The 15,062-nt window shown below is 47.4% G+C and carries 11 protein-coding genes; 8 read left to right on the top strand and 3 right to left on the bottom strand.

Annotation, left to right across the window (positions count from 1 at the left end):
- The first annotated feature begins 40 nt into the window (after positions 1-40).
- The 8 genes from dprA to ACMXI2_RS01440 all read left to right on the top strand — a co-directional run bounded on the left by dprA (position 41) and on the right by ACMXI2_RS01440 (position 10,941).
- Positions 41-1,150 (top strand): DNA-processing protein DprA, encoded by a 1,110-nt coding sequence (gene dprA / locus ACMXI2_RS01475; protein ID WP_483779962.1) that lies wholly within the window; start codon positions 41-43, stop codon positions 1,148-1,150.
- Positions 1,151-1,259: 109 nt separating this feature from the next.
- A complete protein-coding gene (guaB, locus tag ACMXI2_RS01470) occupies positions 1,260-2,732 on the top strand; it encodes an IMP dehydrogenase (protein ID WP_483779961.1) in 1,473 nt (490 codons plus the stop codon).
- Positions 2,733-2,842: 110 nt separating this feature from the next.
- On the top strand, positions 2,843-4,456 hold the full coding sequence (gene lnt, locus ACMXI2_RS01465) for an apolipoprotein N-acyltransferase (RefSeq protein ID WP_483779960.1): 1,614 nt from the start codon (positions 2,843-2,845) through the stop codon (positions 4,454-4,456).
- Positions 4,437-5,228, top strand: coding sequence for an alpha/beta fold hydrolase (locus tag ACMXI2_RS01460; RefSeq protein WP_483779959.1), 792 nt, complete (start codon positions 4,437-4,439; stop codon positions 5,226-5,228). Before lnt ends, ACMXI2_RS01460 begins: the two co-directional genes overlap by 20 nt.
- Before the next feature lie 17 nt (positions 5,229-5,245).
- Complete coding sequence (locus ACMXI2_RS01455; RefSeq protein WP_483779958.1) at positions 5,246-7,864, top strand: PKD domain-containing protein; 2,619 nt, start codon at positions 5,246-5,248, stop codon at positions 7,862-7,864.
- A gap of 166 nt (positions 7,865-8,030) precedes the next feature.
- Positions 8,031-9,857 (top strand): T9SS type B sorting domain-containing protein, encoded by a 1,827-nt coding sequence (locus tag ACMXI2_RS01450; RefSeq protein WP_483779957.1) that lies wholly within the window; start codon positions 8,031-8,033, stop codon positions 9,855-9,857.
- Between the two features lie 32 nt (positions 9,858-9,889).
- Complete coding sequence (locus ACMXI2_RS01445) at positions 9,890-10,645, top strand: SDR family NAD(P)-dependent oxidoreductase (protein ID WP_079469360.1); 756 nt, start codon at positions 9,890-9,892, stop codon at positions 10,643-10,645.
- A gap of 134 nt (positions 10,646-10,779) precedes the next feature.
- The gene (locus ACMXI2_RS01440; RefSeq protein WP_159454266.1) at positions 10,780-10,941 is read left to right on the top strand and encodes a hypothetical protein; all 162 of its coding nucleotides are present in this window, start codon (positions 10,780-10,782) and stop codon (positions 10,939-10,941) included.
- 85 nt (positions 10,942-11,026) lie between these two features.
- Here the strand turns inward: ACMXI2_RS01440 and ACMXI2_RS01435 are convergent, their stop codons facing one another.
- From ACMXI2_RS01435 to ACMXI2_RS01425, 3 genes are all read right to left on the bottom strand, one after another.
- Entirely contained in the window at positions 11,027-12,244 is a 1,218-nt protein-coding gene (locus ACMXI2_RS01435) for a hypothetical protein (protein WP_483779956.1), read from the bottom strand.
- Positions 12,245-12,248: 4 nt separating this feature from the next.
- Positions 12,249-14,531, bottom strand: a complete 2,283-nt coding sequence (locus ACMXI2_RS01430; protein ID WP_483779955.1) for a TonB-dependent receptor domain-containing protein — start codon at positions 14,529-14,531, stop codon at positions 12,249-12,251.
- Positions 14,532-14,598: 67 nt separating this feature from the next.
- Positions 14,599-14,907: a hypothetical protein gene (locus ACMXI2_RS01425; protein ID WP_483779954.1), complete on the bottom strand. Its 309-nt coding sequence runs from the start codon at positions 14,905-14,907 to the stop codon at positions 14,599-14,601.
- Positions 14,908-15,062 lie beyond the last annotated feature (155 nt).

Raw genomic sequence — 15,062 nt, 5'->3', positions numbered from 1 at the left:
CCGCGGGAAAATTGTAAATTATGCGGAAATATTGTTTGTTATGCCCCAGGAACTCATGTATCAACTGGCATTAACCCGTATTCCCCTGATCGGCGATGTAATTGTAAAAAAACTGCTGGAGCATTTCGGCAGCGCCGGTAATATTTTCAACGCGCGGAAGCAGGAGCTGGAAAGAATTGAAACGGTAGGCGCCATCAGGGCCGCCGCTATCCGTAATTTCCGTGATTTTACGGAGATAGAAAATGAAATCAGTTTTATGGAGAAGTACAGGATACAGCCGCTGTTTTGTACAGACCCGGCGTATCCGCAGCGATTGCTTCATTGCTACGACAATCCGGCGATGTTGTATTATAAAGGCAACGCTTCGCTGAATGCCATGCGGATGATTAATATTGTGGGCACGCGGCATCCTTCCGCATACGGAAAGAGTGTTTGCGAAACATTGGTTAAAGGACTCTCGGAGGCGGGGATCACTATTGTGAGTGGTTTGGCCTATGGTATTGACATCATCGCCCATAAAACGGCCTTAAAAGCCCAAATACCTACTATTGGCGTGCTGGCACATGGGCTGGACCGGATCTATCCGCCGGCACATAAACAGGTGGCGGTGCAAATGCTGGAGCACGGCGGGCTGCTGACCGACTTCCCCAGCCAAACCATGCCTGACCGGCAAAACTTCCCCAAGCGGAACCGGATTGTAGCCGGGATCTGCGACGCCACTATAGTGATAGAAAGTGGAATGCGCGGCGGATCGCTGATTACAGCAGATCTGGCCAATGGCTACAACCGGGATGTGTTTTGTATTCCCGGCAGGCTTCATGATCCCCAATCTGCCGGCTGTAATTACCTGATCAAACAAAACAAAGCCGCCTTACTAACAGGCCCGGAAGATGTGCTGGCGCTCATGGGCTGGCAAGAGAAAACCGCTGCCGGCAAGGCCCCCGTGGTGCAACCCGGGTTATTCCCGGAACTAAGCGAGGATGAACAGCTGATTATGTCGCTTTTCCGGGAAAAATCGCAGCGGCACCTCGAAGAATTGTACCTGCAAACCCGTTTATCGGGGAGCCAGGTAGCCACCGCCGTGTTCAACCTGGAAATGCAAAGTGTGCTCAGAAGCTTACCCGGCCAGCTTTACGAGCTGGTTTGTTAATGATTTATTAACAACCAGGCGGGCCTGATGGAGAGTGATTATTTTATTTATTGGGTAATTAGGTGTACATTTGCGTGCAATTATTTTTTAACTGATTAATAGTTGCATCATGCCTGCGGGAAAATCTAAACCCAAATTTGTAGCTGACGGACTTACATTTGATGATGTGCTCCTGGTACCGGCCTACTCTGAAGTTCTGCCTAAAGAAGTAAATCTCTCTACGCAATTAACAAAAAACATACGTCTGAATATACCAATGGTATCTGCAGCGATGGATACTGTTACAGAAGCAACGCTGGCTATTGCGCTGGCGAGGGAAGGCGGAATAGGTATTCTCCACAAGAACATGAGCATCGAACGGCAAGCCGAAATGGTAAGACGGGTGAAACGCAGCGAAAGCGGAATGATCATGGATCCCGTTACGCTGAAGGTGGATGCTACCATCGGAGAAGCACTGCGACTGATGAAAGAAAACGGTATCGGCGGTATTCCCATCATTGACGACCACAACAAGCTGGTAGGCATCCTGACAAACAGGGACTTACGGTTTGAGAAAAATAAAAAACGCCTTGTAAAAGAAGTGATGACCAGTGAAAACCTGATCACTGCTCCCGAAGGCACTGACCTGAAAAAGGCAGAAAAAATTCTCCAGCAATATAAAATCGAAAAATTACCGGTTGTTAACAAGCAGGGCAAACTGGCAGGACTGATCACTTACCGTGACATCCTTCAGCTGACCAGCTATCCCAATGCAGTAAAAGACGAATTTGGCCGTTTACTGGTGGGCGCAGCATTAGGTATTACTGCCGATTTACTGGAACGCGCACAGGCTTTGATCAATGTAGGTGTGGATGTAGTTTGCCTGGATAGCTCCCACGGTCATTCCATTGCCGTATTAAACAACCTGAAGAAATTAAAGAAAGCATTCCCCAAATTACAGGTGATTGCCGGTAACGTAGCCACCGCAGAAGGCGCACTGGCACTGGCACAGGCAGGAGCCGATGCAGTAAAAGTAGGCGTAGGACCAGGTTCTATCTGTACTACCCGTATTGTTACAGGTGCAGGTTTCCCGCAATTGTCGGCTGTAATGGAAGCTGCTGATGCATTGAAGAAACTGGGTATCCCGGTAATTGCAGATGGTGGTATCCGTTATACCGGCGACATGGTGAAAGCACTTGCCGCAGGCGCTTCTACCATCATGGCAGGATCTATTTTTGCAGGAGTGGAAGAAAGCCCCGGGGAAACGATCATTTATGAAGGACGGAAATTTAAATCTTATCGTGGTATGGGTTCTATTGAAGCCATGCAGGAAGGTAGTAAAGACCGTTACTTCCAGGATGAAGATGACATTAAGAAACTGGTACCGGAAGGTATCGTAGGCCGTGTTCCATACAAAGGCATGTTGTCTGAAATAGTACAGCAATTTGTAGGCGGTTTACGGGCTGGTATGGGTCTTACCGGTTCCAAAGATATCAAAGCATTACAGGGAGCGCAGTTTGTAAAAATTACGGCTGCTACCGTAAAAGAAAACCACCCCCATGATGTGGTGATCACGAAGGAAGCACCTAACTACAGCAGATAAGCAACACTTTAGATACAGGCGCCTGGTATGAAAGTACCGGGCGTTTTTGTTTTCAGTAATTCCGCGCTTATCTTCGTCGTAATTCGTAATTCATAATCCGCAATGCTTAAATGAAGAAGCCTTACCTGTTGCTGAGTATACTGAGTGGTTTGATTTGCTGGCTTGCCTGGCCTACCCTGCCGCTTACCCCGCTTATTTTCATCGCCTTTACGCCCTTATTGTATATCAGCGATAAGGTGCAGCACCGCTGGAAATATTTTGGTCTTCTTTTCCTGGCTTTCCTCGTTTGGAACGTAGCTTCCACCTGGTGGGTGGGTAATACCACCCTTCCGCTGAGCGGTGTTTTTGCCAATTGCTTCAATGCCCTGCTGATGAGTATTCCCTGGCTGGGTTTCAAAAATACGAAGCGGAAATTGCCGGAATCAGTGGCCTATTTTGCATTGATCGTATATTGGTTAACGTTTGAATACATTCATCAGACCTGGGAATTCAGCTGGCCGTGGCTGGTGCTTGGTCATGCTTTTGCGCTGCGGCCGGGATGGATCCAGTGGTATGAGTATACCGGCACCAGCGGAGGTACTTTCTGGGTATTGTTGGCCAACGTTGTTATTTACAATGTATGGAAACGGGCCCGCCTATACGATTTCACCTGGAAACAGGTTCTTTTGGGAGAAAGCTGGAAGCCACTCCTGGTGATTGGGTTACCGCTGATCATTTCTGCCTTTATATCCGCGCCGGTGGACAACCCTGCGCGGAAAACGGAGATCGTGATTGTGCAGCCGAACATAGATCCCTATGATGAAAAGTTCAGCGCCGGATCGGCGATGGAGCAGCTTGGAAAATTTTTACATCTTACTGAAGAAAAAGCGGATAGCAATACCCGTTATATTATATGGCCGGAAACGGCGTTGTTTCCACAGGGAGCGTGGGAACACGAGCTAAACTATCAGCCGGAAATTATCGCCGTCCGTGAGATGCTGCGTAAATACCCGGGGGCAAAGCTCATCAGCGGTGCAGCCACTATGAAACGCTACGCCACTACCGATGAAATACCCACTACCGCCCGGACCATGAATGACGGCACCCGCTGGGATGCCTATAACAGCGCCATCCAGATAGATACTTCCCGCAACATCCAGGTATACCATAAATACGAGCTGGTGCCCGGCGCCGAACTGGTGCCCTATGTAGGCTATTTGTCGTTTATGCAAAGCGTGGCGCTGGATTTTGGCGGTATCTCAGGCAGTTATGGCAGGATGCCGGGTGTGGAAATGTTTACAAACCCGCAGGACAGCATCAACATATTTCCTGTAATCTGTTATGAATCTGTGTTTAGCAATTATATGGCGACCCATATTAAACCCGGCGCTAATTTATTAGTCATTATAACCAACGACGGATGGTGGGGGAACACCGAAGGACACCGGCAGCATTTACAGTATGCCAGGATACGCGCCATTGAAACCCGGCGATGGATAGCCCGGTGTGCCAATACAGGTATATCGGCCGTGATAGACCCGGCGGGGAACGTACATCAGCCCCAGCCCTATTGGAAAGAAGCTGTTTTTAAAGCAACTGTAACACCGGAGGCAGATATTACGTTCTATGTAAAAAATGGTGACCTGGTTTCCAAAGCAGCACTAATATTTTGTATCTTGTTAGTGGTACATGCTTTTATTTCACGATTTATTCCCGGCTTAAGACATGCGGAAATCAATCAATAACGGAAACATCACCTGGCTCGACGAAGGCAAAGGTGCAACGATAGTGCTTATACACGGTTTTTCAGAAAATGCCACGCTTTGGGACCACCAAACAACGCGACTAAAAGAGCATTACCGGATTATTATCCCTGATTTACCCGGAACCGCATTATCGCCGCTTACTACTCCACTTACCATTGAATCTATGGCGGAGTACGTATATGCCATCCTGTTAGCAGAAAATATCAGTGAAGCAGTTATCATCGGTCACTCTATGGGTGGCTACATTGCACTGGCGCTGGCGGAAAAATACCCGGCGCTGCTGAAGGGACTGGGCCTCTTTCATTCTACCGCGAAAGCTGACAGTGAAGAGAAAAAAGAAGGAAGACGCAAGTCCATCAAAATGATGGAACAATACGGAGCAGCAACATTTTTGCGGCAAACATTGCCGAATATGTTTAGCCCTGCTACCAAAAGTAAACACAACGAATTAATAGACGCCTACGTAAAACTGGGCATGGAATGCCAGCTTCCCTCCCTGGTAGCGTATTACGAAGCAATGGCAGTGAGGCCGGACCGGACGGGAATACTGAAAACCCTCCGCGTGCCGGTGTTATTTATGATCGGGAAGGATGATAATGCAGTGCCGCTGGATAACGTGCTACCTCAGATAACTTTACCCCCGGTCAGCAGTGTACATATTTTTGAAAACGTGGGCCACATGGGCATGTGGGAAATAGCGGAAGAGAGCAATGTGATACTGGAACAGTTTATAGCCTTTTGTCAACTATAATCTAAAAAACGCGTGTTGTGAAAAAACTTCTTGTCATCCTGCTATGCATGGTGTGCGCCCTGGTGGCGCAGGCCAGCCATATCATAGGCGGACAGGTATATTACAAGTATCTCGGGCAAAGTGGAAATAACCTTCAATATTCCATCACACTGAAATTATACCGCATTTGCGGCGATGGGGAACGGATTGCCAAAATGCCCACCGCTGTGTTTCTTTCCTCTTTTGACAGAAGTGATTACCGCGCGATAGGCCAGTACAAGATCTCACGTACCAACTTTGAAGTAAAAAATCTTGCGAAGATAGATCCCTGTATCGTTAACCCGCCGGTGATCTGTTACCAGATCGGAACTTACACTACCACTATTTCCATTCCGGTGAACACCGCCGGGTATACCATTGCTTTCCAGAGCTGTTGCCGTGATCCATATATGGAAAATATAGTGGCAGAACCTATTCCCGGCGGCCGTCCCGGCGACCTGGGCACGGGCGCCACCTACTACGCCGATATTCCCGGCAGTAACAGCGGTGCTACCAATAATTCAAGCCCCGTTTTTAATAAAGAAGAAGCCACCCTCGTTTGTGCAGACAAAAAATTCACCTACGATTTTTCTGCTACAGACCCGGATGCCGATTCCCTCAGCTATGAGTTCTGCGACGCTTATAAAGGCGGTAAAACCAGTGAAGGAGATGTTCCGCCCGCAGCGGACGCACCACCGTACAGTTTCGCCAGCTATGTGTCGCCATTCAGTGGCAGCAGTCCGCTGGGATCTACCGTTACCATAGATCCGCATACCGGTATTATTTCCGGTGTGGCGCCGGCAGCAGGTAAATATGTGGTAACGGTGTGTGTAAATGAATTCCGCAAAGGACAAAAAATCGGAACGTTGCGGAAAGACTTTCACATCAACATTACCTCCTGCGTGAAACAGGCCACCGCTGCCATGCCTGAAAAATATGCGGACTGCAGCAGCTTAACCATTACCTTCACCAATAACAGCACCCTCGGAAAGCCATACCACTGGGATTTTGGAGACGGTGCTACACTTGATACCAATACCGCCAATCCAATTCAACATACTTATGCACAGCAAGGTACCTATACCGTAAAACTGTATGTAGATAAAGCGAGTAATTGCGGCGACAGCGCCATCGCTATCGTATATGCGTACCCGGTATTCAAGCCGGCATTTACCACCGCAGGCGCCTGCGTGAATAAAGAAACAAAATTCAATTCTGCTTCCACCCGGTCAGACGCCGGTGGCATCGTGTATTATAAATGGGATTTTGGCAACGGTGATACTTCCAATCTGGCACACCCGCCTTATACGTATACCACGCCCGGCACTTATAATGTAAAGCTGTATGCCCGCAATGTGAAAGGATGCGAGCAAACCATTACACAACCGCTGGTGATTTATGATAAGCCGCCATTCACAGCTACCAACGATACGCTACTTTGCGCAAAGGACAGCCTGCAAATGTATGCAGAGAGTACACTTCCCGGTTCTTATTCATGGACGCCCGATAATTATTTTATCCTGAATCCCAATGCACCCAATGCTATTGTATTTCCGCCGAAGTCGTCTGTTTATAAGGTAACGTTTACGGATACACAGGGTTGTACCAATTTTAAAGATGTAAAGGTAGATGTAAGAGATACCATCCGGGTGAAAACGATTTCCGACAGCACCGTGTGTACCAGTGATGAGGTGCATTTGCCATCAGTTACAGATGGAGTATACACCTACCGCTGGACAGACCTGGACCGCAACCAGGTAATATCGTTACAGGCGGATGCGTATGTAACGCCCACTCCCCCCAAACAAAGTTATGAGATCCAGGTAGCACTGGGCAAATGTCGTTCAGCCGATACCGTTACACTCAAAGTGGTAGATCCACCCAGGGCTACTGCGGCTCCTGATACCACTGTTTGCTTTGGTATTCCGCTTACGCTGCGCGCCACAGGGGGCGCTTACTACAAGTGGACACCGGCTTATTATGTGGATAAATCCACATCAGCAGTTACATTGGCCCATCCTCCGGACACCACCCTGTTTACAGTAACGGTAACAGATACACTGGGATGCCCGAAACCGGTTACCGCCACTGCGCTGGTAAATGTGGTACCTAAAGTAAATGCCTTTGCCGGCAACGACACCATTATTATGCTGAACACGCCATTCCAGCTGAATGCTACCGGAGGCGTACGGTATACCTGGACACCACCGGATGGATTAAACAGCCGCAATATTTATAATCCGGTAACTACGTATAACCGTGATATTACATATACCGTTACCGCCTATACGCAGGAAGGTTGTTCCGGTACCGACAACATTTTTGTGCGCTTTATCAAAGGACCGGATATTTATATACCTAACGCCTTCTCACCCAACGGGGATGGTTTAAATGATGTATTCCGTCCGTTGCCGGTGGGTATTGTGCAGATGGAATTCTTCCGGGTGTTTGATCGCTGGGGTAAGTTAATGTTCTCCAGTACGGCGTATCTCAAGGGATGGGATGGAACTGTTAACGGCAGTATTGCTGCAGTGGGTACCTATGTTTGGGTAGTTCAGGGAAAAGATATTAACAATAACACCGTTCAACGTAAGGGAACCGTCACACTTGTAAGATAAAGTTGGCCGGATTGAACCGTATATGCTCTTTTTTTGTTAAATTCAGAGAGCAGTATCCCCCATCATGAAGATAGCAGTTTTACTGATATTGAGCTGCTGTTTGTTCCCTGTTTTTGCGGCTGGATATCATATCATTGGTGGCGAAATTTTTTATAGAACATTAGGAATGACTGAAGATAACTCCCGCTACCGTTATCTCATCACTCTCAAGCTATACCGCGACGCAGATTTTACCTGTGGCGACCGTCAAGGTTGTATTGACAGATTTGAGAACCCCGTTACTGCTAACGTGTTTACTTCCAATGGTTCCAAAGTTTTATCCTCCGTTTACCTCTACATTGCTTTTACCCGTCCGCTGATAGATACCCTGAAAAACCCTTGTCTCGCACCGCAGGCCCAACACCTTGAAGTGGCTTTTTATACCGCTACCATTGAACTGCCACCTGTTGTTGGAGGATATTATGTTTCCTCCCAACGCTGCTGCCGGGGCGAAAAGCTGAGTAACATCTATGATTCTGAACACGAAGGATCTACCTATTATACCGTGATACCGGGAATAGAATCGAGGCCCAATAATAACAGCGCGTACTTCGACCGGGATACCGCTATTGTCATCTGCAATGCCATGCCGTTCAGCCTGGATTATGCAGCCTATGATGAAGACGGCGACAGCCTGACCTATAACCTTTGCAGCGCATTAACAGACGGCTCCAGCGCCAATGAAAGCAACTCCACCACGCCGCCGCCCTATAATGCAACCGTAAGCTATATCCCACCTTATTCAGGCAATAACCCAATGGGCGGTAGTCCGGGGATTTCTATTTCTTCCAAAGGATTGATTACCTGTACACCCAACCTGCCGGGAAAGTATGTAGTAACGGTATGCGTAAATGAATATGACCCCGTAACCAAACAGTTCCTGGGCGCCCACAGCAAGGATATTTTACTGACCGTATTTAACTGCCAGACAAAAATCACCGCCATTTTTCCACCGGTGCTGAATAACTGTACAGAAGACCCTTCTTTACACGTTCCTGTTACCAATTCCAGCGTAGCCGGCTTTACATCTACCTATTACTGGACCTTTGGTGATGGTACCGATACCCTCACCGATACCAAAACAATGTTCTACCACCAGTATCCGGACACCGGTGTATACAAAGTAAAGATGGTGGTCAACCCCGGGCTGGCCTGTACCGATAGCACCGAGGGAGAAGTATTTAACTATCCCGGATTAACGGCAGGATTTACCACCACCGGGTACTGCAAAGGTGATCCCGTTCAGTTCAATGATACCTCTTCCTATCTGTATGGAAATATTACCGGGCACATCTGGGATCTGGGGTTGCTGGACAGCGTGGTTACACCTGGTACACAACGATCTATGAGATATACTTTTCCTAAAGGTGACGTATATACGATATCGCTGACGTTACTAACGGATAAACAATGCGTAAAAACGGTGAGCAAAAACATCAGGATATACGAGGTAAATCCGTTTGCAGGCAACGACACCATCCTGGCGAAGGGGCAACAAATGGTGATGCAGGGCAGCGGTGGCGAATTTTATTCCTGGTCGCCGGCCGATGGACTTGATAACCCCAACATTGCAAAACCGGTACTAACCTATAACAAGGATATCTCCTTTGCACTGCGCGTATCCAATCAACAGGGCTGTTTTGGCTTCGACTCGGTACATATAAAATATTACACCGGGCCCGACATGTATATTCCCAATGCGTTTTCACCCAACGGCGACGGGCTGAACGATTACTTCCGGTTTATTCCTGTGGGCATTACCACCTATACATTCTTCCGGATCTTCAACCGGTGGGGAACGGAAATTTACTCTTCTACAAATTTCCGTGTTGGCTGGGACGGTACCTTCAAAGGGATGCCGGCGCCTGTAGATACCTATATCTGGATACTGCAGGGTACAGATTTCAATGGAAAAGAGATCCTGAAAAAAGGAACTGTGACGCTGGTCCGCTGATCCTTAGTAAATTGCACAAAAAATAACCACTCATGGGAATTGTTCTTATCACCGGTGCAACAGCCGGTTTTGGTCAGGCATGCGCTATTACTTACGCCGGCAAAGGTTATGATGTGATTATTACCGGTCGCCGGAAAGAAAGGCTCGAAGCATTGCAAACCCAGTTAACGCAGGAATTTGGTATCAATGTACTGGCATTGAATTTTGATGTCAGAAAAGAGGAAGAAGTAAAAGCCGTTTTAGGCACTATTCCGGAAGATTGGCGCAAAATTGATATCCTTGTGAACAATGCGGGCCTTGCTGCCGGTTTAAGCACCATCGACGAAGGCAGCACGGATGATTGGGACGCCATGATAGACACCAATGTAAAAGGACTCCTCTATGTGTCGCGCACCGTTATTCCGTGGATGCGCTCCCGCACGATGGGCCATATTATCAATATTGGTTCCACTGCCGCCAAGCTGGTATATGCCAAAGGCAATGTGTACTGTGCCACCAAAGCGGCGGTAGATGCTATTTCCCAGGGTATGCGCATTGATCTGCTGCCTTACCGGATAAAAGTAACCGCTATTCACCCCGGCGCCGCTGAAACAGAATTTTCAATGGTGAGATTTAAAGGAGATGAAGATAAAGCGAAAGAAGTGTACAAAGGATTTATTCCTTTAACCGCCCAGGATGTAGCAGACGTGGTATACTACTGCACGTCGCTTCCACCACACGTTTGTATCAACGACCTGGTAATGACGCCTTTACAACAGGCCAATGCCTATTACATAGATAAAAAATAACACATAGATGTGATTTCAATGCTTGATGATAATCTTTATATTTGGAAACATTTATATATTTCCTGTACCGTTTCGCAGAAAATCTGTGCCAATGCTACCAAACCAGACTATCCTAAACATGAAACCATATCCCTATGCTTACATTTATGACTATGTATTTGCTGCGTCTGTACTATCCCCGGTGGAAAGAAGGCTGGCGCTTCTATTTCGGTAACTCCCGGAAAGGCAATTATGGCCGTTGGGCATCGCGTAAAGATTGGGCCGGACAAAAGGGCTTTTCCCTGGGTTACAGCTGAAACAAGTTTTTGAATTTTGGGATTTAGTTATTTGATTTTCCTTCTATTGATTCGGGGAAACAAACCGCTAAATCCCAAAATTATTTTACGGCATACTTAACAGGTTTACCACAACTTCACGCTGGTTACCTGCCCTTCTTTTATAAGCCACCAATGCTTTATTGTCCTTTACTCCGCTGATCACCGGGAAATTAGCATAGGCGCTGTCCGCAGTAAGAACACCTTCCTCCATCGTTTTACCATCTGCTGTTTTATACTGAAAGCCGATCCTGCTGTTGAAATCGCCCTTCCACTTTACCGGTTCATCCCACACAATCATGATATGATCTGCTATGGTAGTCATTTGCGGATGCTTTGCCATAGGCGACTTACTCAGCGACTCCTTTTGCGTATAGGTATTACCGTTATCAACAGAGCGGCAATAAAAAGCACCCTGTCCGCCGCCCATTGTAAACCAGGCAAAATGCAAACCGGTGCTGTTGGCAGTAAGCGTTGGTCCGGTATGCGGACAGCCATTTACCACCCAGTTATCTGCGCTGATACGCACGGGGGCCGAAAAGGTGCGGCCACCATCTGCAGATACCTGGTGTACCATATCGCGGATAGAGTCGTTAATGATATCGCGGTAGGCCAGGTGAATACTGCCATTTTCCGCAACATACATTTTTGTGCGGCAGCACTGGCAAATGGTAGTGGCCACAGGAATGGCCTGTTGAAAACCATTACGCCCCGCAGTGCTGGCGAAGTAAAGCGTAGATCCTTCTGCGTTAGTATCTTTCCGGTTGTCCAGCCAGATAGCCGCGGCCTCCCCTCCCGGCAACAAAGCCATATCAAAATACCGCTGGTCGTACCCTGCGGTATCTGTTACCAACGGCATAGCGGGCTGCCACGTTTTACCGTTATCGAACGACTGTGTATACATTACTTTGCCCGCATACTTATTCCGCGGATCATTGGCTTCCACACCAAAGAGCGCTATCACGGCGCCACCGGGTTTAAACAGCAACTTAGGTAAATTTTCATCATGCGGGTATACTCCCGCAGAAGCAGGAATAACCACCGCTTCAGAAAACGTGTACCCATTATTATTAGATACCGCGTAGTACATCAAGCCGCTATCTGCATTGCTGCCCGTTTCCACCCAGCTGATCACCGGACGGCCAACCGCATCCTTTGTAATAAAAGGACAGGACGCATCTTTTCCTGTATGCGATACCACTATTGCCTTACCTGGTTGTAAGGTACGCGGCTGGCACGCGGCAACTCCCATCATTATTGCTATCCATATTGCTGCTTGCTTCATCTGTTTATTTTTTACCGGTAAATGTATATGCTACGCCTAAGTTGAAGGTCTGACGCGGGCCTACCCTGTAGGTTTTTCCATAGGCAGATTTTTCTGCGGTAGTGGCATACAACTGATCGCCTATATTCATGCAGTTCAGCCAGCATTCAAATCCTTTATAAGCATATCCTGCCCTGGCATTAAACAGGTTATACCCGTTATACAAAGAAGTGTTGGCAGGATCCATATAATACTTACTGATATGCTGCCATTCGGCGCCCAGCCTGAAACCATTTAACAACGCCGGTTTCCAGGTAACTTCTGTATTCGTGATCCATTTGGGCGCACCGCTCATCTGGTTGTTGTTGTACACTTTACTGCCATCTGCATAAGCTTTAAAAATATGTTCCGCGTAAGTACCGCTGGTGCGGATCAACAGGCTGCGCAGCGGCGTGTACTTTACATTCCACTCTACTCCACTGTGTGTAGTGGCGCCGGTATTCCGGTTTTCATACACACCATCCGCATTTCTTACACTGATAATTTCGTTGCTGCCATTCATGCGGTAAATACTCAGATCGGCATAACCTTTTTGCTGTGCAAAAGCAAACCAGCCGCCGGCTTCATAGTTCTGATACGTAGCTGATTTCAGCACCGGCACTTTCACGCCTGTATACAACTCTGAAATATTGGGAGGCGCAAAACCTACACTGTAATTTGCATACAGTCCCCGGTTTTTACCGAGATTGTAAGTGAGGCCCAGCTTAGGTGTAAGGGCATTAAAATTATTCCGCTCACTGGGTGCGCCGGTATAAGCAGAAGGGGTGAGATGATTTTCAAAATTATAATCCATACGATCGTAACGCAAAGCTGCTACCACCCTCATTTCCTGCAGCGGCGAAAATTCAAATTGCGTATATACGGCACTGTTGAGCAGTCCTACGCGATAATCCGTAAGCAGGGAATCTGTATTCCGGTAGCCGGTATAATAACCAGCTGCATCTTTTGTAATATCAATATAATTGGCCACGTAGGTAGCGGGGCTATAATCGGCACTCACACCGGCAATGAGCGCGGCCTGTTTCCAGCTGAATTGCTTTTTGTGTTGCGCAATGACGCCATAACTGTTAAAGCCGTCGCTGTTGATTTGTCCGTTTGCTTTTAAGGTACCTCTTATGTCCTTGATCGCATAAAAGGGATTTTGCCCGATGGTATTATTACGGAAGAAGGCGGTGAAAGTAGTATGGTTGCTGTTATCCCATTCATGTTCCAGCGTGCTGCGCACACGTAATGCCTTTACTTCGCGATAGGTAAATGTTTGAAAGCTGCGGTAATCTTTTGCGAAGAAATGAGTGCTATCAAGGCCACCGGTTTGATCTGTTTTATAATTGATGAGTGTAGCGGCATTGGTCCATTTGTTCTTTTCATTGATCTGGTAATCCACTTTTGCGGTGAGCGCCAGTTTATGAAAATCGCTGTGGTCCATATAGCCATTGGTTTGATTGGCGTAGTAGCCATTCACTGCAAAGCCCATTTTTTTTACGGTATTGGATACACTGAAATCGGTTCTTTTGTATCCCCAATTGCTGCCTTCCAGTTGGAGCCTGGCGGTAGGCACCAGCGTTGGTGAAGCGGTGATAAAATTAACCGCGCCACCTACCGCTTCGCTTCCATACAAGGACGACGCCGGGCCACGGATCACTTCCACTGTTTTCAATGCGGCCATATTAATTTCAATGAGCGCGTTGTGATTAAAGTCGCCGATGGTTCTGATCGGAATACCATCTTCCAGGTAAAGGAACAGGCTTTTATACCCGATAGGCTGACGGATCGCCATCGTATGCTGTTCGTTGCCCAGGTCTACCATGTATACGCCACTCACTTTATTCAGTACTTTATCCAGCGTGGTAGCTTTGGTTTCACTTAATGTTTGGGCCGAAATGGTGCTGATAGCCACCGGCGCTTCTGAGCGCTGCTGCTTATCGCGCGAAGAAGATACAATGATCTCATTCAGACTGGTAGCGCTCTGGCGCAGGTAGATTACCGGCATGTTGACGGCTGTTTCTGCAGGTAGTTGCATGGGTACATATCCCAAGTAGGATATTTCTATAGAGTCTGTCGCAGCAGCGCTTAATTCATATTTCCCCTGTGCATTGGTATTGCATCCGCCGGCGGCATGTAATAGTCTTACGTTCACACCTGGCAGGGCTTCTTTTGTTTGTGCATCTGCCACGCGCCCATGTATCTGCTGTGCATAACTGTTACCAACAGCCATGCATGCAATGAGGAGTAAACAACATTGTTTCATGTATGTATATATCGTTGACTGTTCGCCGGTGGCGAACAGGGTTAGTCAGGTAGTATCAATGTCAAAATCAGGCTAACGCTAACTGTGGTGGGTGGAAGATGGAAGGAAAAAGTGTATCGGGGCAGGGAGCCTTATAATAAGCGTTGAATACGGACTGGTTAACGGGCGGAGTGGTATGAAAGGTTTGTAATGTTTCAATGAACATCACTTCATATTTATCTTTCCCGTTATTATTATTTTTATCCTGTTGAGCATCCCGGTCGAGTTCTTTTTTGAGATGACAGCGGCCGTTACAATGCATTTGGGGCTTGTTCTTATTTTCACAGAGAACGCTGGCAATGTAGGACTGGTTTACTTTAAACTGTATAAAAACCACGCTCCTGCTGAAATTTTGTAACAGCAATCCCAGAAATATGCATATGATGCCAAGCCCTTTCACGCCGCAAACCTAGTAAATAATTACCATTCCCCTGTCAAGAAAAAACGGATTTATAGTTAGATAAACGGGACAGTTTATGCCGTTGTTCATCT

The sequence above is a fragment of the Chitinophaga sp. G7 BAM 1005 genome (assembly GCF_057126945.1).
The sequence above is the reverse complement of the archived record's forward strand: the minus strand, read 5'-3'. Positions and strand labels throughout refer to the sequence as shown.